Annotated in this window: 22 protein-coding genes and 2 tRNA genes; 11 read left to right on the forward strand and 13 right to left on the reverse strand. The window is 67.5% G+C overall.

All coding sequences use genetic code 11. The features are described 5' to 3' along the window. Positions 1-31 precede the first annotated feature (31 nt). Positions 32-1705 carry an energy-dependent translational throttle protein EttA gene (gene ettA / locus AAW00_RS01945; RefSeq protein ID WP_047002659.1) on the reverse strand — a complete coding sequence of 558 codons (1674 nt, stop codon included), beginning with the start codon at positions 1703-1705 and terminating at the stop codon, positions 32-34. A 127-nt stretch (positions 1706-1832) separates the two neighbouring features. On the opposite strand from ettA, the gene AAW00_RS01950 reads away from it, so the two are divergent. The 3 genes from AAW00_RS01950 to AAW00_RS01960 all read left to right on the forward strand — a co-directional run bounded on the left by AAW00_RS01950 (position 1833) and on the right by AAW00_RS01960 (position 3904). Beyond that, positions 1833-2351, forward strand: coding sequence for a DUF421 domain-containing protein (locus AAW00_RS01950; RefSeq protein ID WP_047002660.1), 519 nt, complete (start codon positions 1833-1835; stop codon positions 2349-2351). Positions 2352-2399: 48 nt separating this feature from the next. Next, positions 2400-3782, forward strand: a complete 1383-nt coding sequence (locus AAW00_RS01955) for a M20/M25/M40 family metallo-hydrolase (protein ID WP_047002661.1) — start codon at positions 2400-2402, stop codon at positions 3780-3782. Between the two features lie 46 nt (positions 3783-3828). Next, a tRNA-Ile gene (locus tag AAW00_RS01960) sits at positions 3829-3904 on the forward strand. Between the two features lie 10 nt (positions 3905-3914). On the opposite strand, the gene AAW00_RS01965 is transcribed toward AAW00_RS01960, so the two are convergent. Then, positions 3915-4304, reverse strand: a complete 390-nt coding sequence (locus tag AAW00_RS01965; RefSeq protein ID WP_047002662.1) for a thermonuclease family protein — start codon at positions 4302-4304, stop codon at positions 3915-3917. A gap of 177 nt (positions 4305-4481) precedes the next feature. On the opposite strand from AAW00_RS01965, the gene AAW00_RS01970 reads away from it, so the two are divergent. Next, positions 4482-4558: transfer RNA gene (locus AAW00_RS01970), tRNA-Pro, on the forward strand. A 31-nt stretch (positions 4559-4589) separates the two neighbouring features. Here the strand turns inward: AAW00_RS01970 and AAW00_RS01975 are convergent. Next, positions 4590-5588: a polysaccharide deacetylase family protein gene (locus tag AAW00_RS01975; RefSeq protein ID WP_047002663.1), complete on the reverse strand. Its 999-nt coding sequence runs from the start codon at positions 5586-5588 to the stop codon at positions 4590-4592. A 52-nt stretch (positions 5589-5640) separates the two neighbouring features. Then, positions 5641-7266, reverse strand: a complete 1626-nt coding sequence (locus AAW00_RS01980) for a histidine kinase dimerization/phospho-acceptor domain-containing protein (protein WP_047002664.1) — start codon at positions 7264-7266, stop codon at positions 5641-5643. Positions 7267-7493: 227 nt separating this feature from the next. Between AAW00_RS01980 and AAW00_RS01985 the strand changes: the two genes are divergently transcribed. Both AAW00_RS01985 and AAW00_RS01990 read left to right on the forward strand, forming a co-directional pair. Beyond that, positions 7494-7958, forward strand: coding sequence for an Lrp/AsnC family transcriptional regulator (locus AAW00_RS01985; protein ID WP_047002665.1), 465 nt, complete (start codon positions 7494-7496; stop codon positions 7956-7958). A gap of 4 nt (positions 7959-7962) precedes the next feature. Further along, on the forward strand, positions 7963-8394 hold the full coding sequence (locus AAW00_RS01990) for a GFA family protein (protein ID WP_241461608.1): 432 nt from the start codon (positions 7963-7965) through the stop codon (positions 8392-8394). Between the two features lie 3 nt (positions 8395-8397). On the opposite strand, the gene AAW00_RS01995 is transcribed toward AAW00_RS01990, so the two are convergent. From AAW00_RS01995 to AAW00_RS02010, 4 genes are all read right to left on the reverse strand, one after another. Then, entirely contained in the window at positions 8398-10338 is a 1941-nt protein-coding gene (locus tag AAW00_RS01995; RefSeq protein ID WP_047002666.1) for a S9 family peptidase, read from the reverse strand. A gap of 23 nt (positions 10339-10361) precedes the next feature. Next, positions 10362-11717: an acetyl-CoA carboxylase biotin carboxylase subunit gene (gene accC, locus AAW00_RS02000; protein WP_047002667.1), complete on the reverse strand. Its 1356-nt coding sequence runs from the start codon at positions 11715-11717 to the stop codon at positions 10362-10364. Continuing rightward, positions 11717-12229 carry an acetyl-CoA carboxylase biotin carboxyl carrier protein gene (gene accB / locus AAW00_RS02005; RefSeq protein WP_047002668.1) on the reverse strand — a complete coding sequence of 171 codons (513 nt, stop codon included), beginning with the start codon at positions 12227-12229 and terminating at the stop codon, positions 11717-11719. Before accB ends, accC begins: the two co-directional genes overlap by 1 nt. A 70-nt stretch (positions 12230-12299) precedes the next feature. Beyond that, positions 12300-12734, reverse strand: coding sequence for a type II 3-dehydroquinate dehydratase (locus tag AAW00_RS02010; protein ID WP_047003449.1), 435 nt, complete (start codon positions 12732-12734; stop codon positions 12300-12302). A 67-nt stretch (positions 12735-12801) separates the two neighbouring features. Between AAW00_RS02010 and AAW00_RS02015 the strand changes: the two genes are divergently transcribed. Beyond that, positions 12802-13809, forward strand: a complete 1008-nt coding sequence (locus tag AAW00_RS02015; RefSeq protein WP_047002669.1) for a hypothetical protein — start codon at positions 12802-12804, stop codon at positions 13807-13809. On the opposite strand, the gene AAW00_RS02020 is transcribed toward AAW00_RS02015, so the two are convergent. From AAW00_RS02020 to AAW00_RS15145, 3 genes are all read right to left on the reverse strand, one after another. Further along, positions 13790-14203, reverse strand: a complete 414-nt coding sequence (locus tag AAW00_RS02020) for a holin family protein (protein ID WP_047002670.1) — start codon at positions 14201-14203, stop codon at positions 13790-13792. The genes AAW00_RS02015 and AAW00_RS02020 overlap by 20 nt on opposite strands. Before the next feature lie 77 nt (positions 14204-14280). Further along, positions 14281-14697: a cytidine deaminase gene (locus AAW00_RS15140; RefSeq protein WP_047002671.1), complete on the reverse strand. Its 417-nt coding sequence runs from the start codon at positions 14695-14697 to the stop codon at positions 14281-14283. Next, positions 14694-15368: a queuosine precursor transporter gene (locus AAW00_RS15145; RefSeq protein WP_047002672.1), complete on the reverse strand. Its 675-nt coding sequence runs from the start codon at positions 15366-15368 to the stop codon at positions 14694-14696. The genes AAW00_RS15140 and AAW00_RS15145 overlap by 4 nt, the downstream gene beginning before the upstream one ends. Positions 15369-15498: 130 nt before the next feature. Here AAW00_RS15145 and AAW00_RS02035 point away from each other — a divergent pair, with 130 nt between their 5' ends. The 4 genes from AAW00_RS02035 to AAW00_RS02050 all read left to right on the forward strand — a co-directional run bounded on the left by AAW00_RS02035 (position 15499) and on the right by AAW00_RS02050 (position 23170). Then, a complete protein-coding gene (locus tag AAW00_RS02035) occupies positions 15499-16821 on the forward strand; it encodes a NupC/NupG family nucleoside CNT transporter (protein WP_047002673.1) in 1323 nt (440 codons plus the stop codon). A 10-nt stretch (positions 16822-16831) separates the two neighbouring features. Beyond that, positions 16832-17755, forward strand: coding sequence for an isopenicillin N synthase family dioxygenase (locus AAW00_RS02040; protein WP_047002674.1), 924 nt, complete (start codon positions 16832-16834; stop codon positions 17753-17755). Between the two features lie 240 nt (positions 17756-17995). Further along, complete coding sequence (locus tag AAW00_RS02045; RefSeq protein WP_047002675.1) at positions 17996-21430, forward strand: TonB-dependent receptor; 3435 nt, start codon at positions 17996-17998, stop codon at positions 21428-21430. Between the two features lie 87 nt (positions 21431-21517). Then, complete coding sequence (locus AAW00_RS02050) at positions 21518-23170, forward strand: bifunctional metallophosphatase/5'-nucleotidase (RefSeq protein WP_047003450.1); 1653 nt, start codon at positions 21518-21520, stop codon at positions 23168-23170. 3 nt (positions 23171-23173) lie between these two features. Here AAW00_RS02050 and AAW00_RS02055 read toward each other — a convergent pair whose 3' ends face one another. Further along, on the reverse strand, positions 23174-24628 hold the full coding sequence (locus AAW00_RS02055) for an AMP nucleosidase (protein ID WP_047002676.1): 1455 nt from the start codon (positions 24626-24628) through the stop codon (positions 23174-23176). A gap of 57 nt (positions 24629-24685) precedes the next feature. Continuing rightward, complete coding sequence (locus AAW00_RS02060) at positions 24686-25507, reverse strand: S1/P1 nuclease (RefSeq protein ID WP_047002677.1); 822 nt, start codon at positions 25505-25507, stop codon at positions 24686-24688. Between the last annotated feature and the right edge of the window lie 42 nt (positions 25508-25549).

The raw sequence follows: 25549 nt of genomic DNA on the forward strand, positions 1-25549 counted from the left end.
GACGTAGTCATTCTCGTGGCGGAAGTGGTTCCTATCGAGTCAGCTTCTTGTACGCGAGCCGCGTCGGCCGGTCCGCCGCGTCGCCCAGGCGGCGGCGCTTGTCTTCCTCGTAGGCTTCGAAGTTGCCCTCGAACCACTCCACGTGGCTGTCGCCCTCGAAGGCGAGGATGTGGGTGGCCAGGCGGTCGAGGAAGAAGCGGTCGTGGCTGATGACCACGGCGCAGCCGGCGAAGTTCTCGATGGCCTCCTCCAGCGCGCCCAGCGTTTCCACGTCGAGGTCGTTGGTCGGCTCGTCCAGAAGCAGCACGTTGCCGCCGGTCTTGAGCATCTTGGCGATGTGCACGCGGTTACGCTCGCCGCCCGACAGCTTGCCGACGTTCTTCTGCTGGTCCGGCCCCTTGAAGTTGAACGCGCCGACATAGGCCCTGGTGCTGGTGTCGTGGCCGTTGACCTTCATGTAGTCGAGCCCGTCGGAGATCTCCTCCCAGACGTTGTTCTTGGGGTCGAGGTGGTCGCGGCTCTGGTCGACGTAGCCGAGGCGCACGGTCTCGCCGATCTCAACCTTGCCCTCGTCGGGCTCTTCCTTGCCGGTCAGGATCTTGAACAGCGTGGACTTGCCCGCGCCGTTGGGGCCGATGACGCCCACGATGCCGCCCGGCGGCAGCATGAAGGACAGGTTCTCGAACAACAGCTTGTCGCCATAGGACTTGGTGATGCCCTTGGCCTCGATCACCTTGCCGCCGAGGCGCTCGGGCACCTGGATGACGATCTGCGCCTTGCCGATCCGGCGGTCGTTCTGGCTGTTCTGCAGCTCCTCGAACTTGCGGATGCGCGCCTTGGACTTGGTCTGGCGCGCGGCAGGCGTCTGCCGGATCCACTCGAGCTCGCGCGAGAGGGCCTTCTGCTTGCCCGATTCCTCGCGGCTTTCCTGCTCGAGGCGCTTGGCCTTCTTCTCGAGGTAGGTCGAGTAGTTGCCCTCGTACGGGTAGTAGCTGCCGCGGTCGAGTTCGAGGATCCAGCCCACCACGTTATCGAGGAAGTAGCGGTCGTGGGTGATCATCAGGACGGAGCCGGCGTAGTCCTTCAGGTGGTTCTCCAACCACTGCACGCTCTCGGCATCGAGGTGGTTGGTGGGCTCGTCCAGCAGCAGGATGTCGGGCTTCTGGATCAGCAGGCGGGTGAGCGCCACGCGGCGCTTCTCGCCGCCCGACAGGCTTTCCACGCCCGTGTCGCCCGGCGGGCAGCGCAGGGCCTCCATCGCCACTTCCAGCTGGTTGTCGAGCGTCCAGCCGTCGACCGCGTCGATCTTGTCCTGCAGTTCGGCCATCTCGGTACTGAGCGCGTCGAAGTCCGCATCGGGCTCGCCCATCTCCATGCCGATGGCGTTGAAGCGCTCGACCATGTCGGCGGTCTCGCGCGCGCCGTCCTTGACGTTCTCCAGCACGGTCTTGGTGGGATCGAGCTCGGGCTCCTGCTCCAGGTAGCCGACAGTGATGTTCTCGCCCGGCCAGGCCTCGCCCGCGAAATCCTTGTCGATGCCGGCCATGATCTTGATCAGCGTGGACTTGCCCGCGCCGTTGGGGCCGACGATGCCGATCTTCGCGCCGCGGTAGAACTGCAGGTTGATGTTCGAGAGCACCGGCTTGTTCGCGCCGGGGAAGGTCTTGGTCATGTCCTTCATGACGTAGGCGTATTGGGCGGCCATCGGGGGTCCTCGCGTGATCAGGTAATGCGTTGGAAAATGTGCGCGCCAGATAGGCGCTGGAGGCTGCGCGGGCAAGCGCGGGCGAACACTTTCGGAACGTTGCCCTTGTGCCGCCCGTTCGACCCGCATGTTCCTCGATACCCCCTGGCCCGATACGATGCTGCGCGGCTTCCTCTTGGCCGTGGTCGCGCTGCTCTGGGTCGTGCTGCACATTCGCGTGGTCGGCCTGCGCTCGCTGTCGAAGATGACGAGCTTCGACTTCATCATGACCGTGGCGCTGGGATCGCTGCTGGCGGGCGCCTCGCAGGTGGAAACTTGGCGCGCCTTTGCCCAGCCGATGGCCGGGATCACCGGCCTCTTCGCCATCCAGTGGCTGGCGGCGCGGCTGCGCAAGAATTCGGACGCGGTCGAGAGCCTGCTGCAGAACGAGCCCGTCCTGCTGATGCGCGACGGGGTAATCGATCATGCGGCGCTGGAGGCCACCCGCGTCGCCGAGAGCGATCTTTACGCCAAGCTGCGCGAGGCCAACGTGCTGGCGCTGGGCGAAGTGCGTGCCGTGGTGCTGGAGACGACCGGCGACGTCTCGGTGCTCCACGGCGAGCGGCTGGAGGAGGAATTGCTGAGCGGCATCACCCGCAATCCGTAACGGATCGGGCCTTGGCAGCGGCGCGGGCTTGGCCTAGCCATCGCTCCCATGCACAAGTCACTGCTCGCGCTAGCCGCGCTCTCGCTCGCCCTTCCTGCCACCGCCGATGCCCAGCGCTACGACGCCCGCTTCGGCCTGCCGCCGGGTGCGCATGACGAGATCGCGTGGGACTTTCTCGAAGGCCTGACCACCGAGATCGGGCCGCGTCTCGCGGGCACGCCTGACGAGGCGCGGGCAAGGGCCTGGGCCATCGAGTGGCTGCGCGCTCGTGGCTTCGTGAACGTTCGCGACGAGCCTTTCCCCATGCCCGGCTGGCAGCGCGGCGAGGAGCGCGCACGGATCGTGGGCGACAACGCGCAGCCCGTGGTGCTCACGGCGCTCGGCTACAGTGGAGCCACCCCGCCCGAGGGCATCACCGCCGAGGTTGTCGCTTTCGCCTCGATCGAGGACCTGCGCGCCGCGCCTGCGGGCAGCCTGACAGGCAAGATCGCCTATGTCGGCAATGCCATGACCGCGACGCAGGACGGCTCGCACTACGGCTACTTCGGCTCGCCGCGCAGGCAGGGACCGGGCGTGGCGGCGCAGAAGGGCGCAATCGGCTACGTCATCCGCTCCATCGGCACCGACAACGATCGTATGCCGCACACCGGTTCCACCACCTGGCCCGAGGGCGTAACTCCGATCCCCGCCGCCGCGCTCAGCAGCCCGGATGCCGACCAGCTGGAACGCCTGATCGCCCGCAACGATGCGCCGGTGCGCATGGAAATATTGCTCACCCCGCGCATGCTGGGCGAGGTCATGAGCGGCAACGTCACGGCCGAGATCACCGGCCGCGATCCCTCGCTGCCGCCGGTGCTGCTCGCCTGTCACCTCGATAGCTGGGACCAAGGCACCGGCGCCATCGACGATGCCTCGGGCTGCGCCATCGCGGCGACCACGGCGCTGCGTGTGGCCGAACAGGGCCGCCCGCTGCGCACCATCCGCGTGCTGTTCGCCGGGGCCGAGGAGAACGGACTGTGGGGCTCTGCTGCCTACTCCGCCGCGCACATCGACGAGCCTATCGCCGTCGGCATCGAGAGCGATTTCGGCGCGGGCCGCATCTGGCGCATGGATACCAATTTCGCCCAGACCAATCCCGACCTCTTCGCCCGGCTCTCGCGTGCTGTCGCCCGCTATGGCGTGCTGCCCGCGGCCAATCAGGTAGCGGGCGGCGGGGCCGACTTGAACATCGTGCGGGACCAGGGCGGGGCGCTGGTCGACCTGCAGCAGGACGGCCTGCGCTATTTCGACCTGCACCACACCGCCAACGACACGCTCGACAAGGTGGACCCGGCCGACATGGCCCAGAACGTCGCGGTATGGACGGCGGTGGTGCAGGTGCTCGCCAACGAGGCTGGGTCGATCCTCGGCACGGCGACCCCTGCCGAGTAACGCGCTTGAAGCAAGGCCCGCGCGGCGATAGGGCCGCTCGGGCTGGGGGCCTGTAGCTCAGCGGTTAGAGCTGGCCGCTCATAACGGCTAGGTCGCGGGTTCGAATCCTGCCGGGCCCACCAGCGCCTTTTCTCAGGCGACGCGGTCGATCAGGGCGGGGCAGTCCGCCGCCACCAGCCGCTCGTCGTCCCAGCGCGCAACGTAATAGGCCTGCCGTGCGGCAAGCTGCGCACAGGCGACATTGACGCCGCCCGCATAGACCACCGCCAGCGTGCGCCCATACCGGTCGCGACCCAGCCGCACGATGGTGAGGTCCGCGCCTTCGATCATGGCCTGCATCGCCCGTGTCGATGCGGCCCCGTCACCCGGCACGCATTGCCGTCCCTGCCGGCAAGCGCGGGTTTCGGGCGCGTCGATGCCGGTGATGCGGATGCGCTCGTCACCGCAGCGCAGGGTGTCGCCATCGGTGACGGAGCAGGGCACCGAAAGCGCCACGGCGAGGCTGAGGAAGGCTGTGACCATGACGCCGGCCTAGGCGCCGATGACGCACGAATTGCGCCGCTCTGCCTCCGCCTCGGAGGCATTGCCGGTGGCCGACCTACGCAGTCATGCACAGGTCTTCGCCTGTCCGCGCTCGAATGCAGCTTGCACCGCAATGGCGCAGTCCTTAGGGGCGGAGCCGACGGATCCGCCCGGTGTCGGGGAGTAGCGCAGCCTGGTAGCGCATCTGCTTTGGGAGCAGAGGGTCGCAGGTTCGAATCCTGTCTCCCCGACCAACCGATCCGTGCCGTCGCGCCAGGCGACGCTTCAGCGCTCTATCGAGAGCATCACGTCCTTCACGCTCGATCGCTTCACGCCGCGCTGGTCGAGGTAGGTGAAGACCCGCCGCCACCAGTCGTAGAGCGTGTCGAGATCTTCCTCGGTCCGCACGTAGGGCGTGTCGCCGGGGCGCAGCGAGGGGCTGTGGAAGCTGAACATCAGCAGCGGCAAACCCTCGTCGAGGGCCATGTCGATGCCGCGAATGGCTTCTTCCACGCTCACGCCCTCGGGGGTCAGCGGCACGCGTTCGAGCAGGCCGACGCGGGAAAGCAGCCCGCGCAGCGACGGCGCGCACCAGAGCGCGGGGTAGATCCAGTCGCCCTGTCGCCGCAGTAGCCCCCAGAAACAGGTCGTCAGCGGCAATTCGAGCAGCGTTCGCCCGTCGTCCAGCCAGTAGGGAGCGGTGGGATGGCGGCGATAGTCCGGTCCGCCCGCACTGGAATAATCGAACTTGGGCCGCACAGAGGTGTCGACGGCGATGCCCTGCCGGCCGAGGATGGCGGCGGTGTTGGGTCCGGCACCGTAGCGGCCCGCGCGGTAGATCAGGGGCGCCATTCCGAACCTGTCCTCGATGGCATCGCGCAGGCGTCCTAGCTTGGCTTCCTCGAGGCCGGGGTGAAGATTGCCGGCAAACGAGTTGGCCTGGCACACCTCTTCCTCGAACGGCGGATTGACCCACGGATGCAACTGCACGCCGATCTCCGCCCGCCCGCGCGCCAGCGGTTCGCGCAGGATTTCCGCCGCCAGCCGCGAATTGGCGATCGGCCAGTCGACGAGATAGACCGGCACCACCCCCTCGTGCTCGCAGAATTCCTGGAACTTGGAGAGCCGGCCAACGTGTTCGATACCGTGGGTTTCGCGCGTGAGTGGCTTGTCCCAGTCGAATTCCTCTTCGGTATCGACGGTCAGCATGTAGCGCGGAATGCGGTCGCGAAAACGGGCGATGGCGTGCCGGGGTGGCGGTTCGGGAATGCTCCGCGAAGCCAAGTGGCATCTCCTGTTGCGGCACGAAGGGATGGGCCGCGCCGGGTTGCGCCGCTCAGCCCTTCGCTTGTCCCTCCTGCGCGCTATGGCTCTCGTCAGCCTCGGTCAAGGCGGGAACATACATAGTCACGCGATCCTTTCGAAAGCGTAATTCGCCGCCAGCCGCGCGCGCCTCGGCCTGCGCCAGCCGGAAGGTGAATTTCGGTCCGAACATTCCGGCACTTACCGCGCTGCGGCGCGGTGGGTCGCGGTCTTGGCCTTCGAGATCGGCCAGCACGTCGGGGATCGGCATCCGCATCCTGATGCGCTCGGCCTTCCGGTCGAGTCGCACCGTGATCGTCTCACCCGGAGCCATCGCGCCCGCCACGCTCGCCAGCAAGCGCCAGACGAGCGCAAGAGTCTCCGCCCGTTCCAGCGCGACGAGGAACGGCCCTTCCTTTGCGGCGAGTTCGAGCGTGGCACCGCGCGGGCGCAGGACGCCTTGCAGGCGGCGGATCGTATCCTGCGTCGCCTCGTGCAGGTCGCTGTTGCCGGCAGCGAGTCCTGCCGCCCCGCTTTCCAGTTTCGCCATGCGATCGACCTCGTCGAAACCCGCGAGCAGCTTGGCGGCGTCCACTGCGATCGCCGCGGCATGGGCGCGGTATTCGTGCGGGGCCGGGCCGAACAGCTGCTGCTGGATGATCTCGGCAAAGCCCTGGATCGCGCCGACGGGCGTGCGCAGTTCGTGGAGCACCTGCCGCATCGCGTCGGCCTCGCCCGCATCGTTGGCAGCGGGCGCTACGGGCGGGGCGGGACGGGAGAGGCGACCCCGGTAGCCGGTGAAACCGCCCGTGATCGCGTCGAACAGCGGTACCGCATCGCACAGCCAGTCGCCGCTGAGCATCGGCGCGGCATCGATGGTCACGGGTTCGCCGGCGAGCGGCTGGCGCGCGGCAAGGCGCGCGCTGGCCCTCGGGCCGCGTGTGACGAGCTCGCCTGCGCGCGGGGCGGCAAGGCGCAGGCCGACGGCCAGCGGCGCCACCGCGTCGCTCGCCCACACAACGCTACCGCGCGCGTCTGTTGCGAAATCGAACTTGGCGAGTGGTGCGGGCTGACGAGTTTCCGTCTCGGCAGCGGTCAGCGACTTGCGCGTTTCGCGAAAGGCCTCAATGCGCCGCAAAAGCGCGCCGATTCCCTCGGACGAGCCGCCCTGTCGTGGCTCGCCGGGCAGGTCTGCTTCGGGTCGAGTGGGCGCGAGGCCGGGGTCGGGCAGGACCATGTCGACGACGCCGAGCTCCGCCAGCTGGCGCTTCACGCGCGCGGGCAGGTCGCGGCGGTGTCGCAGGAAGCCGCGCGCGGCGATCGGCAGGTCCGGGATGAGGGCAAGCCAGTCATCTTCGTCCAGCCGGGCCGTGGCCATGGCCGCAGCCGCGGGCTTGGCCTCCCCGGCGGCGAGGAAGGCCACGATCTCGCGATTGCGCAGGCGCAGGCCGGGCTGGCGCAGGATGCGCGACTGGTCTTCCTGCGGAAGCTGCGCCATCAGTTCGCCCAGCCGGGCATAGCCTTCGGCGCGCAGGCCGTTCGAGGCGGCCGGCGCGCGGCTGCCGAGCAGGTCGAGCAATTGTCGGAACTGCGTGCGCAGGACCGCATCGCTCCCGGCGCGCATGCGCAGCACGGTGGCAAGGCGGTCGTCGAACTGCATGGCGGCTCCGTTTTGCGCTCGCGCAAGGGCGGCGGGGCATGGGTAAGGGTTTGGAAACCATGCCATAGGCGCGCCGTGCCCATCCGGCATTCGCCCTGCGGGCTGCGTTGCAAAAGGGGACAGTTGCGTGCATAGGGAATAATCGGTCCGCGTTTCACGCTAGGGCGTACCGAAAGTTTCTCCCGCCGCTAAAGGGATTGCGGCGGGTTATTGTGGGGCAGGCATCCATGGCAACGCTCGATTCCATCGACCGGAAACTCCTGTCGGAGCTGCAATCGGAGGGGCGGGTGACGAATGTCGACCTCGCCCGCCGTGTGGGCCTGACCGCCCCGCCGTGCCTGCGCCGGGTTCGCGCGCTGGAGGAAGAGGGCGTGATCCGCGGTTACCACGCCGATCTCGACGCCTCGAAACTGGGCTTCGCCATCACCGTCTTCGCCATGGTCAGCCTGCGCAGCCAGGCCGAGGAGGATCTCAGGGCCTTCGAGAACCACATCAAGACGCTGCCAGAAGTGCGCGAGTGTCACATGCTGAACGGCGAGATCGATTTCATCCTGAAGATCGTCAGCAAGGACCTGCAGAGCTTCCAGGAATTCCTCACCAGCAAACTGACGCCCGCGCCCAACGTCGCCAGTGTCAAGACCAGCCTGACGATCCGCACCGCCAAGCACGAACCGGGCGTGCCGCTGGAGTAGGGCGGTGGCCGCGCCTGTCATCGAGGGTCATTGCCTGTGCGGCGCGATCCGCGTCATTCTCCTGGAGCCGAAACAAGCGGTCGAGCTTTGCCATTGCGACATGTGCCGCCGCTGGGGCGGGGCCTTTTATTCCGCTTTGTCGGGAAAGGACTACCGGATTGACGGCGAGGACAAGCTCGGCGTCTACCGCTCCAGCGACTGGGCGACGCGGGACTTCTGCACGGTTTGCGGTAGCCACATCGGGTACAGCTTCCTTCCCGCCGGCACGCGCAGCTTTCTAGCCGGCCTGTTCGACGACGCGCATGATCTGCCGATCGAAAAAGAAATTTTCGTCGACGAGAAACCGCGGTGGTGCGATCTATCCGGCAATCACCCTTGCCAGACCGGGGCCGAGGTGATCGCGGAGGCCGAGGCCGCCGGATACAGCTTCGACTGAACCCTAGTCCGCGCCCAGCAGGTGGCGCTGGATGAACATCAGGTTCGCCCAGGTGTAGTAGTCGGCGTTCTCCTTGCGGGCGAAGCCGTGGCCTTCGTTCGCGGCGAGGAAGTGCCAGGCCTCGCGGCCGTTGGCGCGTACCGCCGTGATGACCTGGTCGGCCTCCGACGCGGGTACGCGCGGATCGTTGGCGCCGGTCGCCACCATCAGCGGGATGTCGAGCTCTTCGATGCGGGTCAGCGGGCTGATCGCCATGAGCTGCGCGCGCTGCGCGGGATCGCGCTCGTCGCCGTATTCGACGCGGCGCAGGTCGCGGCGGTAGCTTTCGGTGTTCTCGAGGAAAGTGACGAAGTTGCTGATCGCCACCACGCAGCTCGCCGCGTCGAAGCGGTCGCCGTAACGGATGGCGCTGGCGTAGCACATGTAGCCGCCGTAGCTGCCGCCGCTCACCATCATGCGGTCCGCATCGATGCCGGGGTCCGCCTCCAACGCGTCGAGAAAGGCGCCGATGTCCTGTACCGAATTCTCGCGCTGGAAGGGCCCGTTGTCGAGGCTGACGAAGCGTTTGCCGAAACCCGTGGAGCCGCGCACGTTGGGCAGGAAGAGCGCCACGCCCAGCTCGTTGATCATGTAGTTGTTGCGACCGAGGAAGCCGGCGGTGGACTGGCCTTCCGGCCCGCCGTGAATGCTCATCACCAGCGGGCGCGGGCCGGGGAAGCGGGCCGGGTCGGGGCGGTAGAGCAGGCCGGACATCCGCTCGCCATCGAAGCTTGCGATCTCCACCAGTTCGGGGAGGGCGTTGCGCGCAGGGTCGAGCCCGCCGGTCTCGCTCTGCGTCCAGCGGGTGAGCGCGAGCGTCTGCGGGTTGACGCTGTAGGCATCGGAGGCGGCCTGGTTCGAGCTGAAGGTCAGCCCGATCTCCCCCCACGGCGCGATCTCGAAATTGCCGAGCACGCCGGGAGGCAGGTCGACCGCGCGGCTGGTGCCGCTCGCCACGTCGAGCACCTTCAACTGCGACAATCCCGCGGCGTTCACGCCGTAGGCGATGAAGCTGCCGTCCTCCGAAATGTCGAACCCGGCGATATCCCAGGCTTCCTCGACGACCGGGGTGAATGCACCGGTGGCAAGGTTCAGCGTGCCCAGTTGCTTGAAATCGCTGCCCGCGTCGGTCGTCACCCACAGGCGGCCGGCGGGGTCGAACTGGATGCCGGAGAACGAGGCCGGGCTGGCCGGGTCGGTCACGCGCCGCTCGGCCCCGGTGGCGAGGTCAATGAGGTAGAGGTCCATCTGCTGGACCGAGATGTAGTTGCCCACCAGCGCCTGGCGTCCATCGGGCGTGAAGTCCGCCACGAACCAGCCGCCGCCCTCGCGCTCGGCAAGCAGGCGCGTGGTCGCCGGGTCGCGCGGGTCCATCAGGTAGAGATCGGTGTCGCGCCCGTTGCGCTTTGTAGAGCTGAAGGCGACCATCGATCCGTCCTCCATCCACGCGCCGAGGCCGTTGCGGCTGGTGCCGTCGGTCAGCAGCACGAGGCGGCCGTTGTCGTAGCGGTAGAGCTGGTCGAACTCGTTGCCGCCGATGTCCTTTTCGATCAGCAGCAGGCTGCCATCGGGGGAATAGCTGGCGCCGCCGATGGGCTCTTCCTCGAAGGTGAGTTGGGTGCGAGCGCCGCCGGGCGCGGCCACGCGGTGGATCTGGTTGGTGTCGCCGAACCGCGTGCCGATTATCATCGAGCGATCCTGCGCGTTCCAGCCGGAAAACCCGGCGGTGCGGTACTCGAAATAGGGGCGCGTGGCCTCTGCCAGTTCGGCGGGGACGGGCGGGATCCCGTCGGCGGTGATTGCCGCGGGTTTCACCACGACATCGACGCTCGCGTCGGCAGCGTCCTGCGCGAAGGCCGAGGTCGACGCCAGAAGCGCCGCTAGAGTTGGAACAAGCAGGCGCATCCGGTGTCTCCCTCGATTGAAAATCAGCCCTCGACCTCGCGCTTGGCGAGCCACTCCTCGAGCCACTTGATGGTGTAGTCGCCGCTGATGACGTCGGGCTGCTTGATCAGCTCGCAGTGCAGCGGGATGTTCGTCTTGACCCCGCCCACGACCATCTCCTCCAGCGCGCGGCGAAGGCGCATCAGGCACCCTTCGCGCGTGCGGCCGTAGACGATCAGCTTTGCGATCATGGAATCGTAGTAGGGCGGGATCGAATAGCCGGCGTAGAGCCCGCTATCGACGCGCACGTGCATGCCGCCCGCCGCGTGATAGGTGGTGATCTTGCCGGGGCTGGGCGCGAAAGTGAACGGGTCTTCGGCGTTGATGCGGCACTCGATCGCGTGGCCCTTGAACTCGATGTCCTCCTGCGCGACGGAGAGCGGCTTGCCATCGGCAATGCGGATCTGCTCGCGCACCAGGTCGAGGCCGGTGATCGCCTCGGTCACGGGATGCTCCACCTGCAGGCGGGTGTTCATCTCGATGAAGTAGAACTCGCCGTTCTCCCACAGGAACTCGATCGTGCCCGCGCCGCGGTAGCCCATGTCGGCCATGGCCTTGGCCACGATGCCGCCCATCCGGTCCCGCTCCTCGGGCGTGATGACGGGAGAGGGGGCTTCCTCGAACACCTTCTGGTGACGACGCTGGAGCGAGCAGTCGCGCTCGCCGAGGTGAATGGCGTTACCGTTGCCGTCGCCGAAAACCTGGAACTCGATGTGCCGCGGATTGCCGAGGTACTTCTCGAGGTACATGGTGTCGTCGCCGAAGGCGGCCTTGGCCTCGCTCATGGCCTGCTTGACGAGGCTTTCGAGGCTCTCCTCGTCGGGCACCACCTTCATGCCGCGCCCGCCGCCGCCTGCCGCGGCCTTGGCCAGCACGGGATAGCCGATCTCCTTGGCGATGGCGCGCATCTCGTCGAAGTCGGCGACCGCGCCGGGGCTACCGGGCACCAGCGGCAGGCCGAGCGCGCCGGCGGTGATCTTTGCCTGCACCTTGTCGCCCATGGTGCGAATGTGTTCGGGCTTGGGCCCGATCCAGGTGATCCCGTGCGCTTCCACGATGTCGGCGAACTGGGCGTTTTCGCTCAGGAAGCCGTATCCTGGGTGGATGGCATCGGCTTGGGTGATCTCGGCCGCCGAGATGATCGCGGCGACGTTGAGGTAGCTGTCCTTGGCCGCGGGCGGGCCGATGCACACGGCATGGTCGGCGAGCCGCACGTGCATGGCATCGGCATCTGCGGTGGAGTGCACCGCCACCGTCTCGATCCCCATCTCGTGCGCGGCGCGGTGGATACGCAGCGCGATCTCGCCGCGATTGGCGATCAGGATGCGCGAAATACCCATTACGATACGACGATGAGCGGCTGGTCGAATTCCACCGGGGTGCCGTTGTCGACGAGCAGCGCCTGCACCGTGCCGTCACGCGGCGAAGTGATGGGGTTCATCACCTTCATCGCCTCGACGATAAGCAGGGTATCGCCCTTCTTCACGGTGTCGCCCACGGCAACGAAGTTGGAGGCGCCCGGATCGGGAGCGAGATAGCAGGTGCCGACCATCGGCGACTTGACCGCGTTGGCAGTATCAGCGGCGGCAGGCGCGCTCTCGGCGGTGGCAGCGGCAGCAGCGGCGGGTTCGGGCGCCAGCGTGGCAGCAGGCGCGGCGGCGTGCGTCACGGCCTGGGCGGGCGCGGCCAGCCCCCCGCGCGAGACGCGGATGCGGCGGTCGCCGTCCTCCACTTCGATCTCGGTGAGGCCGGTGTCGGCCAGCATCTCTGCCAGCTCGCGCACGAGGCCGGTATCCACGGTCATGCCACCGGCGCGGGTGCGGCTGGCGGCGGTTGCCTTCTGTTCGGGCATTGCGGTCCCATTGTTACTGAATGATGGCAGCGGGCTAGAACCATGCACGCGCCAAGGCAAGCGTGCCGAACTAGAGTGCGGCCACCTTTTCCAGCGCCACGATGTAGCTGCGCGCGCCGAGGCCCTTCACGCAGTCTACCGCCGCCATGCCGACATAGGAGACGTGGCGGAAAGGCTCGCGGGTTTCAGGGTCGGAGAGGTGCACCTCGATCACCGGCACCTTGATGGCCTTGATGGCATCGAGAAGGGCGATGGAGGTGTGGGTGTAGGCCCCGGCGTTGAGCAGCACGGCGCGGGCGCCGTCGGCGTTCGCCTCGTGGAGCCAGTCGACGAGGTGCCCCTCGTGGTTGGACTGGCGCATGTCCACGTCCAGCCCCAGTTCCTGGCCCCGGTCCTCGAGCATTCCGGCAATGTCGTCGAGCGTGTCTGCGCCGTAGATCTCCGGCTCGCGCAGGCCGAGCAGATTGAGATTGGGGCCGTTGAGGACGAAGACTGTGTCGGTCATGATAGCTCGCATAAGGATGCGGCCGCGCATTGCCAAGCGGGCGCGCGTGGCCGTAGGAACGGGCGCGATGAGAGACGAGGACCGCGCCGCCTATCGCCGCTTCGTCGAGCGTTACAGGGCCCACGGCGGCAGCCCGCGCGAGGACCTGCTGTTCGCGCGTCACGCGGCGCAGCTCGGCCGGAACGAGCCGTTCCGCACCCTGACCGTCACCGACTACCTGGATGGCGAAGGCGCGGGCTCGCGGGCGCTGATGTTGCTATGGACCATGGGCTTTTGCCGCATCTTCGGTGTCGCCTACGCGCACACTCCCCTCACCCGCCTGACCCATGCCGACCGCCCTCAGGCGGAGTTCGATACGGCGTGGGAGGCCTTTTTCAATCTCGGTGCGGGGGAGGCGGCGGCGGGCGACGATGCTGCGGACCTCTTCCTGCTGAGCCACGTCAAGCTGCCCGAAGGCGGCGACTGCACGCGCTTTCTCGACCCGCCGCTGGAGCGGCCGCGCCCGGCCTATTATCTGGAAATCGACAGCCTGGAGCACGACGCGTTGCGGCGCTTCTACGCGTTCGAATTCGTCGAGGTGCTGTCCGCCGCTCTGCCCGAAGCGCGCCGCCGGTTTCGGGCGGCGAACCCGCGCGCCGGCAGCGACTTGGTGAAGGTCGCCGTCCACCTGCGGCGCGGCGATGTCGGGCCGGAGCGGTCCGATATGTGGACGAGCGACGAACAGGTGGCCGCCACGCTGGCCGGCGTGGCGGGCGTTCTCGATGCCATGGGGCTGGCGCACCGGATAACGCTCTATTCGGAAGGCGAGCGCGGCCAGTTCGCCGCACTGGAAGGGCTGCGGCCGCGCATGGTGCTGGATGGCGATCCCATCCAAACCATGCGCGGCCTTGCCGATGCCGATGTGCTGGTGAGCGCGAAAAGCTGTTTCAGCTACGTCGCGGGTCTGCTCGGCGACGGGGTGGTGCTGGCGGAGGCGAGCCGCTGGCCCGCGATGCCGGGGTGGATCGAGCGCGGCACCGACGGCAGCTTCGACGGCGCCGCGCTCGAAGCGGCGCTTACTGCTCGACGCCCTTGATCTTCCCCCATTGGCGCGCCGCGGTGTAGCCGAGGTAGCCCGTGCCGAAGAGAGCGTAGAGCTCGCCCGGCAGGCCGCGCAGGTAGCTGGTGATGCCGCCGCCGATCTGGCTCGCCGCCTCGTTGCTGAAGGCGGAGAGCACGCCCATCGGGATACAAAACAGGATGATCGCATACATCACGTAGAGGAAGCTCGGGCGCGCGCGGCTAGTCCACGGGTCCTGGCTGTTCGCCTCGGCGATGATGGCGGAAAGCTGCGTCTCGATGCGCTGCATTTCCTGCGTGCCCTGCAATGCCAGGAGCTCCAGCTTGGCGCGGTCGCGTGCGTCGCGGTCGGGTATGACCTTGTCGATGATGGAAGCGATGGGGCCGATGAGCGATTCGAGGATGGCCATGCGATAAGAACTCCCGTTCCGGTTGGATTGACGGGATCGCGTGAACCGCAGCGGTTCGTGTAGGAAAGCGGTTTTGTCTAGAGGCTGAAAGCGGCGGGAAGCAGGGTCGCGATGTCCGTCTCGGCCGGGTTGCGTCCGCGGTGGTCGTGACAGATCACGGCGATGTTGCGACCCGATAGCTGCGCCGCCTCTGCAATCGCCTGCCGGCATCCGCCGCACGGCATCACCGCATCGCCCGGCTCCTCTCCCGCATCGGCGAAGCCGCCGACGACAGCGATGCGCGCCACGTTTTCCAGCCCGAAGGCCTGCTGCGCGGCCGCTAGCGCGCTCTGTTCGGCGCAGACACCGAGGCGGTAGCAGGCGTTTTCCATGTTGGCGCCGACGGCCACCTCGCCGTCGACGCTCTCGACTGCGCAGCCGACGTGAAAGCGGGAGTAGGGCGCGTGGGCCCGGTCGCGTGCGGCCAATGCTGCCTCGACCAGCGGATCGCTCATGCGTCGAGCCGCTTCGCCAGCGCGACCGCACCCGCGATCAGGAACGGCACCAGCACCAGGCTCAGCACGATCTTTGCCACGGCTTGCCCGACCAGCAACGGGCCGATGGGAAACTCGCCGTAGAAGGCCAGCGTGATGAAGATCAGCGTGTCGACGGCCTGGCTGATCGCAGAAGCGATGGCCCCGCGCGCCATGAGCCAGAACCCGCCGCCGGTCGTTCCCTTGCCGCGCAGCCGGTCGAAGATCCACACGTTGAGCAGCAGCGAGACGCCGTAGGCCACCGGCCCTGCCGCCATGATTCGCGGTGTCTGTCCGTGAACGAGATTGAAGGCGGCGAGATTTTCCGCCGGCATGTCGGGCGAGGCGGGGAGGGAGAGTACGATACTTAGCAGGACGATCGAAATCGCCAGCGGCATGAAACCCCACAGCACTACGCGGTTGGCCACGGACTTGCCGAAGAGCTGTGCCAGCGTGCTGGAAATCACAACCAGCAGCAGGAAGGCCAGAATCCCGCTCTCCACCACGATGGGGCCGAGGGCGAACTGCTTGAAGGCGAGCACGCCGGCAATCACGGTCATCCCGCCATAGAGCATGGTGAGCACGAACAGCGAGCGCGGCATCCCGGTATCGGTCGAGGGCGGGGTGAAGGGCGAGGTGGCGGAGTCGGTCATCACTTCTGGCTATGGCCGCCGCCGCCGGCTTGGCAAGAGCGAGCCGGGGGAAACGCACGGGATTGTGTTTGAACCGGCGCGCGCTTTGCGCGAAAGGCGCATCTGAAACCATCCTGACGGGGAATCGCCCTTGCCGCCGCAACTCATCTCCCTTGCCGGGATCGCCGTGATCCTGCTGATCGCCTTCCTGCTTTCCAGCGCGAAGCGATCGATCAACCTGCGCGTGGTGGCCGCGGCCTTCCTGCTGCAGGCGGGTATCGCTTTGCTGGTGCTGCGCACGCCCTGGGGCGCTGCGGGTATTCAGGGCATGGCGACGGGGGTCGAGAACCTGCTCAGCTATGCCACGGCGGGCACCGAATTCCTCTTCGGCGCGAGTGAGAACAACCCGCTGTCGGGCACCTTTGCGCTGGGCGCGCTTCCGGTCATCGTGTTCTTCGCCTCGCTGGTTTCGATCCTTTACCACCTCGGCATCATGCAGAAGGTGGTGCGCTGGGTGGGCGGGGCCATCGGCTGGATCACCGGCATATCCAAGGTGGAGAGCCTGGGCGCGGCGGCCAATATCTTCGTCGGCCAGTCGGAAAGCCCGCTGGTGGTGCGTCCCTACCTCGCCGCGCTCTCGCCCAGCCGGCTGTTCACACTGATGACGGTGGGCATGGCGGGCGTCGCCGGCACGATCCTGGCGGCCTATGCCGGGCTGCTGGGGCCGAGCTACCTGCCGGTGCTGCTCGCCGCCGCCTTCATGTCCGCGCCCGGCGGTATCCTGATGGCGAAGATCATCATGCCCGACACCGACGAGCCTTCGCCCGAGGCGGAGGGCGAGATCGCGCTGCCGAAGGCCCGCATCAGTGCCGAGGGGCCCGCCGCCATCGTGGAAGCGGGCGACAAGCCGCACGAGGTGGCCGTGGCCGAGCACTTCGACGAGAGCGGCCGCGCCGCCAACATCATCGAGGCTGCCGCGCAGGGCGCGCAGACCGGCCTCAAGCTGGCTGTTGCCGTGGGCGCCATGGTGCTGACCTTCGTCGCGCTGATCGCGCTCGCCAACGGCATCCTCGGCGGCATCGGCGGCTGGTTCGGCCAGCCCGACCTCACCTTCCAGTCGCTGCTCGGCTTCCTGTTTGCGCCAATCATGTTCCTGCTCGGCATTCCCTGGGCGGAGGCGCAGGTCGCGGGCGGGCTGTTCGGCACCAAGATCGTGCTGAACGAGTTCGTCGCCTTCATCGATCTCGGCGCGCTGGAAGGCGCGGCGCTGAGCGAGCGGGCGCGGGCCATCGTCACCTTTGCCCTGTGCGGCTTTGCCAATTTCAGCTCCATTGCCATCCAGATGGCCGTCACCGGCGGCCTCGCGCCCAACCAACGCCCGGTCATCGCCAAGCTTGGACTCAAGGCGCTGGCGGCCGGGTCGCTCTCCAACCTCATGAGCGCGGCGCTCGCCGGGCTGCTCCTCCCACTCTAGGTTTTCGCCAATGCCCGACATCGCCTCCATCTCGCTCGCCCGTCCGCTTGCGGAGTTTTCCGACGAGCTCGGCCGCAGCTTCGCAGAATTCGGTTTTGCCATCGTGCGCGATCACGGCATCCCGCAGGACCTGATCGATCGCGCCGAGGCCAAGGCGAGGGAATTCTTCGCCCTGCCGGTGGAGACCAAGCAGGCCTATCACATTCCCGGCGGCGGCGGTGCGCGCGGCTACACCCCGTTCGGCAAGGAAATCGCCAAGGACGCCGAGGTTCACGACCTCAAGGAATTCTGGCACGTTGGCCGCAGCCTGCCCGAGGGCCACCCGCTGAGCGACGTCATGGCTCCCAATGTGTGGCCGGACGAGATCGTGGGTTTCCGCGAAACTTTCGACGAGCTTTACGCCGCCTTCGAGAAGGCCGGAGAGCGCATTCTTGCCGCAATCGCGCTGCACCTGGGGCTGCCGGAGGACTACTTCGTCGCCACAGTTGAAGACGGCAACTCGGTCATGCGCCTGCTGCACTATCCGCCGCTCGGCGATCACGTGCCCGACAAGGCCATCCGCGCTGCCGCGCACGGCGACATCAACACCATCACCCTGCTGCTCGGGGCCGAGGAAGCCGGGCTGGAGCTGCTGAGCAAGAAGGGCGAATGGGTGCCGGTCAGCCCGCCGCCGGGTGCGCTGGCGGTGAACGTGGGCGACATGCTGGAGCGGCTGACCAACGGTCGCCTGCGCTCTACCACGCACCGCGTCGTCAATCCCGGCGGAGAGGCGGCGCGGCGGGCGCGCTATTCCATGCCGTTCTTCCTTCACTTCCGCCCCGATTTCACCATCGAGGCGCTGGAGCAGTGCGTGGCCGAAGGCGAGGAAACCCAGCCGCCGATCACCGCGCACGCGTTTCTTCAACAGCGACTTCGTGAGATCGGTCTCGCCTGAGGAGAACGGCGCGGCGATTCGCGGGGATCGGGCGGTCACACGGCGGACCCGCCCATTGTGTTGCGCCGCAGCAACAGCGCTCAGGGGAATCGCACTGGCGGTGTTGGTTTCCTCTGAAAATTCCCGCCCCCCGCTCGACGAGTCTTGGAATCGTCACGCAGTTAAGTCTTAGGCAGCCGCAGCGCCGCCCTGCGGCTTCTCGCCTCCACACTTCGTCTCACGACAAGGGATCGTCCTGACATGAAACTGCGTTACCTGCTCGCCGCCAGCCTCGGCACCGTTGCCACCGCCACCATGCTGCCCGCCGCCTCCGCGATGGCGCAGCAGATCACCACGGGTATCGAGGGCACCGTCACCGACGAAGCGGGTAACCCGGTCAGCAACGCCACCGTCACCGTAACCGACACCCGCACCGGCGCGAGCCGCACCTTCACCACGGGCGCGACCGGCAACTTCGCCGCGACCGGCCTCACCACTGGCGGCCCCTACACCGTCACCGCCGATGCGGACGGCCTGGAAGGCCAGACGATCGAGGGCGTGAACACCACCCTGCAGGGCAACACCAGCCTGACCTTCAGCCTGTCAAGCGGCGGCGGCGTGATCGTCGTCAGCGCCGCGCGCGTCCAGCTGACCCAGCTCGCCGTCGGCCCCGGCATCAGCTTCGGCACCGACGTGCTGGAAACCGCGCCGAGCTTCAACCGCGACATCCGCGACGTCATCCGCCTCGATCCGCGCGTCAGCCTCGATCGTGACGATGGCGGCTCGGGCCAGGACCGCATCTCGTGCCTTGGCGGTAACGACCGCGGCAACGCCTTCACCGTTGACGGCATCAGCCAGGGCGACGTCTACGGCCTCAACGACACCGGCTTCTCGTCGCGTTCGTCGACCCCGATCCCCTACGACGCCCTGCGCGAGACGCAGGTGCAGTTCGCCCCGTTCGATGTCGAATACGGCAACTTCACCGGTTGCGCCGTCAACGTCGTCACCAAGTCGGGCACCAACGAATTCCGCTTCGGTGGCTTCTTCGAATATTCCGACAACTCGCTGCGCGGTGACAGCGTGGCCGGCCAGCCGGTCGCCCCGATCCAGGCGGAAAACCGCTACGGCGTGTACCTCGGCGGCCCGATCTGGCGCGACCGCCTGTTTTTCTTCGGCGCCTACGAGCACCAGGACGCCGGCCAGTCGCAGGACGACGGCCCGGTCGGCGCCGGTTATGCCAACGAGCAGACCGGCATCACCGTCGATCAGTTCAACGAAATCTCGCGGGTGCTATCCAGCGTCTACGGCATCGACACCGGTCCGCTGGTGACCAGCCGTCCGTTCGAGAACGACCGCTATTTCGGCCGCCTCGATTTCCAGATTACCGACGATCATCGCCTGGAAGCCACCTACCAGCGCCTGGAGGAAGGCTCGACCCGCGCGGACGACCTGTTCACCGGCACCTCGCCGCAGGCCGTCGGCCAGAACACCTTCTACGTCAGCGGCACCAAGTCGAACTATTACTCGGGTCGTCTGTACTCGCAGTGGAACGACAACCTCTCGACCGAACTGCGCTACTCGCGTTCGGAAGTGCGCGACCGGCAGGATCCGATCGGCGGCGGCGAGGCGCAGTCGGACAACCCGATCCCGCGCATCATCGTCGGCATCGACAACCCCACCGGCATCGACGGCACCGTGCTGGCCGGCCCGGGCAATTCGCGCTCGGCCAACGACCTGCGTTCGGACATCGACCAGTACCGCTTCCTCGCCACCGTCAACGTGGGTGACCACACCTTCAAGGCCGGCGCCGAGGTCAACCATGCGAACCTGTTCAACCTGTTCGTGCAGAACGCCACCGGCACGCTGGTCTTCCGCAACCTGGCCGACCTTCGCGAAGGCTTGCTTTCGCCCGGCACCGGCAACAACCTGACCGACACCCGCCCGAACAACGTCGTCAGCGGCGCGACCGAAGGTGCCTTCGGCAACTTCTCGTCCACCGGGGACATCAATGACGCAGCCGCCCGGTTCAACCGCACGATCTACTCGATCTTCGGCCAGGACGAATGGCAGGTGACCGACAACCTCTCCGCCGTGCTCGGTGTGCGCGTGGACTGGTACGACGGCGGCCACCCGGCCGCCAACCCGCTGTTCCGCCAGCGCTACGGCTTCGCCAACACTGCCGGCTTCAGCAACCTCGATCCGCTAGTGATGCCCCGCCTGGCGCTGACCTACGACTTCGACGATTTCTCCGTGTTCTCGCGGATGACCGTTCGCGGCGGCGTGGGCATCTTCTCCGGCGGTGACCCGCTGGTGTGGTTCGGCAACGCCTTCCAGAACGACGGTCGCGGCTTCTCGCAGGGCACCACGCAGGATTCCGCCTGCGGCACCGCCCGCATCGATGTCGTGCAGAACGGCCAGTTCACCGGCCTTCCGACCTGCTTCCAGCAGGCTGCCTCTGCCAGCGCGGCGCAGGGTCGTGGCGACACCCAGTCGATCAGCCCGAACATCGAGCAGCCCTCGGTCGTGCGTGCGAACATCGGCCTGCAGACCGGTCTCGACTTCGCGCCGAGCGGCTTCTTCAGCGGCTGGAACCTGAACCTCGACTACATCTACAGCCACTACCGCAACCCGCTGACGCTGGTCGATCTGGCGGCGACGGTGAACCCGGCACTGGGCCTTAACGGCTTCACTATCGACGGTCGTCCGATCTATCGCTCGATCGATCCGACGGTCACCGGTTGCTCCGCCAGCCTCGTCGACCTGAACCCGGCCCCGGTTTACCAGAACGTCAACGCGCCCTGCTTCAACACCAGCCGCGACGACGAACTGCAGCTGACCAACGCCGGCAGCTTCGACGGGCACGTGGCCTCGTTCATCCTGTCGAATTCCTTCGACGGCGGCATCTTCACCGAGAACGGCGGCATCGATTTCAACATCGGCTATGCCTATACCGACGTGCAGGACCGGCGGAACATGTACAACTCCACGGCCGGGTCGAACTACGACCTGTCCGCGGCGTTCGACCGCCAGAACCCCGATGCCTCGCGCGGCTTCTTCAGCTCGAAGCACAACATCTCGGCGCGCCTCGCCTTCCGCGAGGAGTTCTTCGACGACCTGGCGAGCCGCCTGTCGATGACCTTCGTGGCGCGCTCGGGCCGTCCGTACAGCCTAACCTGGTCGGGCGGCGGACAGTTCGGCGACAGCGTTTCGGGCAATGACAACGCGCTTGTCTACCTGCCGACCGGCGTGGGCGATCCCAACGTCTCGCCGCTGTCGAACGCGACCGCCGTCGCCGACCTTGCCGCCTTCGCGGCCAGCCTCGACTGCGCGAAGGACTACATCGGACGCACCATCGAGCGTAACACCTGCGACAACGACTGGTATTACGACATGGACCTGTCGATCTCGCAGGAAATCCCCGGTCCGGGTCGCTTCTTCGGCCGCGACGATCGCCTGCGGCTCTACGCTACGATGGACAACTTCCTGAACTTCCTGAACGACGACTGGAACGTGCAGCGCCGCCGCAACTTCGCCGGCCTGCAGGACATCGCCTCGCTCGGCGGCACCGCCGTCGATTCGCAGGGCCGTTACAACATCCAGAGCTTCAACGGGGTCCAGCAGTTCGAGGACGACAACACCATCAACGTCAGCTCCTCGGTGTGGCGTCTGAAGGTCGGCATCAGCTACGACTTCTGATTGCAGTGTAATGCGTTAAGGGAAGGGGCGGCTGCACCGGACGGTGTGGCCGCCCCTTTCGATTCTGCTCTTTTGGAAAGCGCGACGATGACCGCCAGGCTCCTTCCCATCCTGCTTGCCGCTTCCACCCTGTCGGCCTGCGCCACCGCGCCCGCCGCCGGTCCGGTCGAGGTGCAATTGCTCGCCATCAACGATTTCCACGGCAACCTGGAGGTGCCGCAGTCGAGCGAGAGCTGGCTCGCCGAGGACGGCACCGAGCGCCGCGAGCGCGTGGGCGGGGCGGCGCGGCTGGCGGCGGCGCTGGCTGCGCAGCGGCGCACCAATTCGCTTACCGTGGCGGCGGGCGACCTGATCGGCGCCAGCCCCCTGACATCGGCGTTGTTCCTCGACGAGCCCAGCATCAAGGCGCTCTCGCAGATGCGGCTCGACGTCGCCTCTGTCGGTAATCACGAATTCGACCGGGGCACCGCCGAACTGCGCCGGATGCAGGCGGGCGGATGCGAGCGCTTCACCCGGCGTGACCCCTGTGCGCTCGAGCCCTTTGCGGGTGCGGGGTTCGATTACCTCGCCGCCAACGTGGTCGCCGAAGACGGCACGACGCTGTTCCCCGCCACGGCCATGCGCGAGGTCGGCGGGGCGCGGATCGGCTTCGTCGGCATGACGCTGGAGGGCACACCCGGCCTCGTTGCCGACAGCGCGACGGCGGGCTTCCGCTTCCTCGACGAGGCCGAGACCGCCAATCGCCACGCACGCGAACTGCGCGCCGCCGGGGCGGATGCGGTCGTGGTGCTGATCCACCAGGGCGGCGACATGGAGCCGCGCTTCAACCTCGGTCCGTGCCCTGCCATCAGCGGCGACATCGGCGAGATCGTCGCGAGGCTCGACCCCGCCATCGACCTCGTCGTTTCCGGCCACACCCACCGCGCCTACGTGTGCGAGGGCACCAATGCCGCGGGCGGGCGGGTGCTGCTGACATCGGGCGGGCGCTTCGGCGGGTTCCTGACAGACATTGCGATGGTCGTGGACCCGGCTGCGGACCGCGTGCTCTCCGTCACCGCGCGCAACCTGCCGGTCGACGGCAGCGCGGGCGAGGATGCAGATGTCGCCGGCACGGTCGCTGCCTACGTCGCGGCGGCCGGCCCAGTGGTGAATCGCGCCGTGGGCACGATCACGGGCGAGCAGGTGTTCGATCCGGACTGCGGCGACACCCCTGCGCAGGATTTCATCGCCGACGCCTATCTCCACGCCGGCCGCGCCGCGCTGGGCGAGAGCGTGGACCTCGCGCTGGTCAATTCCGGCGGCGTGCGCTCGCAACTGGCAGGCGCGGCCGACGGCGTTCTGAGTTATGGCGAGCTGGCGCAGATGGCGCCGTTCAACAACGGGCTGATCGTGCTCGAGATCACCGGTGCGGACCTTGCCGCCGCGGTACAGCAGATGATCTGCGACGACGAGATCTGCGACTCCGTTCTCATCCCGTCGGCAGGTGCCGCCATTGCCATCGGCGAGGGGCGGGCGGTGCTGAGCCTCGACGGCCAGCCGCTCGATCCTGCGCGCCGCTATCGCCTCGTCACCAACAGCTTCCTCGCCGGCGGCGGCGACGGGTTTACCCGGCTGAAGGACGCGCGACAGGTGGCCAACATCGGTTTCGATATCGAAGGTATCGAGGCCTATGCCGCCAGCGGTCCGCTGACCGTGCCGACCTGCGGCCGGGTCCGCGGAACACCAGCCGCCGACCTCTAGCGCCTAGCGCAGCGGCGGCTCGTCGAAACTGCGCAGCTTGCGGCTGTGCAGGCTGTCGCCCTGTTTGCTGAGCAGGCCGAGCGTCTCAATGCCGATGCGCAGGTGCTGGCTGACCGACTTCTCGTAAAAGGCGTTGGCCTGGCCGGGCAGCTTGATCTCGCCGTGGATCGGCTTGTCCGACACGCACAGCAGGGTGCCGTAGGGCACGCGGAAGCGATAGCCCTGCGCCGCCACGGTGGCCGACTCCATGTCGATGGCGACGGCCCGGCTCTGGTTGAAGCGCAGCGCCGAGCGGGTGTAGTGCAGTTCCCAGTTGCGGTCGTCGGTGGTGACGACGGTGCCAGTGCGCAGACGCCGCTTGAGCACCTCGTCCGGTTCGCCCGTGACCTTGCGCGCCGCCTCGTACATCGCAGTCTGCACCTCGGCGATGGGCGGGATGGGGATCTCCGGCGGGATCTCGGCATCGAGCACGTTGTCGTCGCGCAGGTAGGCGTGGGCGAGGACGTAGTCGCCGATGGTCTGGCTGGGGCGCAGGCCGCCGCAGTGGCCGATCATCAGCCAAACCTCGGGCCGCAGAACCGCGATGTGATCGCAGATGGTCTTGGCGTTGGACGGACCGACGCCGATGTTGACGAGCGTGATCCCCTCGCCGTTGGCACCCATCAGGTGGTAGGCGGGCATCTGGTGCTTGCGCCAAGTTCCCGCCGCCACCTGCGCGCGCGACTGCTCGCGGTCGCCGCGTTCGAGCAGGATGCCCGGCGCCGAGAAGCGGTCGAACCCGCTTTCCTTGTCGCTCAGGGCGTCGAGCGCGAAGTCGATGAACTCCTCGACGTAGCGGATATAGTTCGTGAACAGCACGTAGCGCTGGAAATGCCCCGCCGGGGTGCCGGTGTAGTGGCGCAGGCGCGCGAGGCTGTAGTCGGTGCGCGGCGCATCGAACAGGGCGAGCGGGCGCTTGCCGCCGGGCATCAGCGTCCAGGTGCCGTCGGCCACCTCGTCGCCGATGTTGGCGAGGTCGGTGGAGGGGAAATGCCGCACCAGCTCGGCGCTGGAAAGGCCCTGCACGTCCACACCCGACCCGTCGAGCACGTATTGGTAGGGGATTTCCGCCGAGGAAGTGCCGACCTCGATCGTCACGTCGTAGTCGGCGACGAGATGGCTCAGCTGCTCGTGCAGGTAGGCGCGGAACAGCGCGGGGTCGGCGATCGACACGCTGTAGGTGCCGGGCTGGTTCAGCCGCGCATAGGCCCGCGCCGGATGGCCCCGCGCACCGTCATCGGCATAGTGCAGGGTCAGGGAGGGGTATCCGAACTGCCGGCCCGAACGCGCATCGGCGGCCGGCGGCGTGCGGTCGTCGGCAAAGCGCCGCAGCGCCTCGACGAGGTTCTGGCGCGAACGGTCGTAGGTCGCCTCGAGCCGGTCGAGGATGGCGTCGATATCGGAAACTGTCGTGGTCATGTGTGGGTCTAGCGCAAGGTTGGCATTCTGGCGAGCGGCAAGCGGGCGGCAGGGCGCTCAGCTCTCGGCAAACACCCAGTCGAGGTAGGCGGCGAGGCGCACGCCCGATTGCAGCAGGCGGTGCTCGACGGTCGGGGCCCACTGCCAGTTGTAGTCGTAGCCGAGCCGCACCGGGGCCTCCAGCGTGCCCATGCCAAGCTCGGGCCCGTAGGCGGGATAGAGCTCCTCGCGCAGCGCCACGCTCTCGTCGATCCATGTGGCAGGCGTGGGGGTCCACCAGGCCAGCACTTTGCCCGGCGTCAGGCGACCTTCCAGCCGCTCGGCATATTCGCTGAAGCTGAGTTGCTGGCGCAGGATCATGCCCTCGTCCCACACCCAGTGCAGGTTGGTCTGCTGACCGAACCAGTCGACCCGCACGTCGTTGCCGCCGCGGTCGCCGGGCTGCCCGGCGTGGAGCGGCATGTGCAGGTCCGATACGAGGTGGACGACGAAGCGCAGTGCCAGCTGCCGGTCTTCGGGAGAGGCATTCTCGTCGCGAAGCACGGCGGTGAACTGCTCGAGCGCGGTCAGCGCGTCGCCTTCCGCCGGATGCTCGATGTCGATGGCGCGGGTGCCGTCGGGCAGGGTGACGTAATGCCAGGGCGAGGCAGTTCGCTGCCAGAACTCGTCGGGGTTTGAGCGTTCTTCATCGGGAAAGGTGCTCGCCTCCGCCAGGCTCTCGCCCCCGATGATGCCGGCGATCTCGGCGCGGGTGCGGCCGGATATCTCGTGCTCGGCGATGGTGGCGGTTACGCGGTGGCCGGTCGGCCCCCAGGCTTGTGCGGGAACGGCGAGGGCCAGCAGGCCGCCGGTGACGATGGATGCGAATGTGCGCTGCATTGCGATGCGCTAGCAAAGCTCGCTCGCAATGCCATCGGATAT

The organism is Aurantiacibacter luteus (genome assembly GCF_001010945.1).
GTDB classification, from domain to species: Bacteria; Pseudomonadota; Alphaproteobacteria; order Sphingomonadales; family Sphingomonadaceae; genus Alteraurantiacibacter; species Alteraurantiacibacter luteus.

Coding starts and splice junctions, on each gene's coding strand:
- AAW00_RS01995 (WP_047002666.1), bottom strand. CDS start 10,338: ATGCGCCTGCTTGTTCCAACTCTAGCGGCGCTTCTGGCGTCGACCTCG.
- AAW00_RS02040 (WP_047002674.1), top strand. CDS start 16,832: ATGCCCGACATCGCCTCCATCTCGCTCGCCCGTCCGCTTGCGGAGTTT.
- AAW00_RS15145 (WP_047002672.1), bottom strand. CDS start 15,368: ATGACCGACTCCGCCACCTCGCCCTTCACCCCGCCCTCGACCGATACC.
- AAW00_RS02055 (WP_047002676.1), bottom strand. CDS start 24,628: ATGACCACGACAGTTTCCGATATCGACGCCATCCTCGACCGGCTCGAG.
- AAW00_RS01950 (WP_047002660.1), top strand. CDS start 1,833: ATGTTCCTCGATACCCCCTGGCCCGATACGATGCTGCGCGGCTTCCTC.
- ettA (WP_047002659.1), bottom strand. CDS start 1,705: ATGGCCGCCCAATACGCCTACGTCATGAAGGACATGACCAAGACCTTC.
- AAW00_RS01985 (WP_047002665.1), top strand. CDS start 7,494: ATGGCAACGCTCGATTCCATCGACCGGAAACTCCTGTCGGAGCTGCAA.
- AAW00_RS02010 (WP_047003449.1), bottom strand. CDS start 12,734: ATGACCGACACAGTCTTCGTCCTCAACGGCCCCAATCTCAATCTGCTC.
- AAW00_RS02020 (WP_047002670.1), bottom strand. CDS start 14,203: ATGGCCATCCTCGAATCGCTCATCGGCCCCATCGCTTCCATCATCGAC.
- AAW00_RS02060 (WP_047002677.1), bottom strand. CDS start 25,507: ATGCAGCGCACATTCGCATCCATCGTCACCGGCGGCCTGCTGGCCCTC.
- AAW00_RS01955 (WP_047002661.1), top strand. CDS start 2,400: ATGCACAAGTCACTGCTCGCGCTAGCCGCGCTCTCGCTCGCCCTTCCT.
- accC (WP_047002667.1), bottom strand. CDS start 11,717: ATGGGTATTTCGCGCATCCTGATCGCCAATCGCGGCGAGATCGCGCTG.
- AAW00_RS02045 (WP_047002675.1), top strand. CDS start 17,996: ATGAAACTGCGTTACCTGCTCGCCGCCAGCCTCGGCACCGTTGCCACC.
- AAW00_RS01980 (WP_047002664.1), bottom strand. CDS start 7,266: ATGCAGTTCGACGACCGCCTTGCCACCGTGCTGCGCATGCGCGCCGGG.
- accB (WP_047002668.1), bottom strand. CDS start 12,229: ATGCCCGAACAGAAGGCAACCGCCGCCAGCCGCACCCGCGCCGGTGGC.
- AAW00_RS02015 (WP_047002669.1), top strand. CDS start 12,802: ATGAGAGACGAGGACCGCGCCGCCTATCGCCGCTTCGTCGAGCGTTAC.
- AAW00_RS15140 (WP_047002671.1), bottom strand. CDS start 14,697: ATGAGCGATCCGCTGGTCGAGGCAGCATTGGCCGCACGCGACCGGGCC.
- AAW00_RS02050 (WP_047003450.1), top strand. CDS start 21,518: ATGACCGCCAGGCTCCTTCCCATCCTGCTTGCCGCTTCCACCCTGTCG.
- AAW00_RS01965 (WP_047002662.1), bottom strand. CDS start 4,304: ATGGTCACAGCCTTCCTCAGCCTCGCCGTGGCGCTTTCGGTGCCCTGC.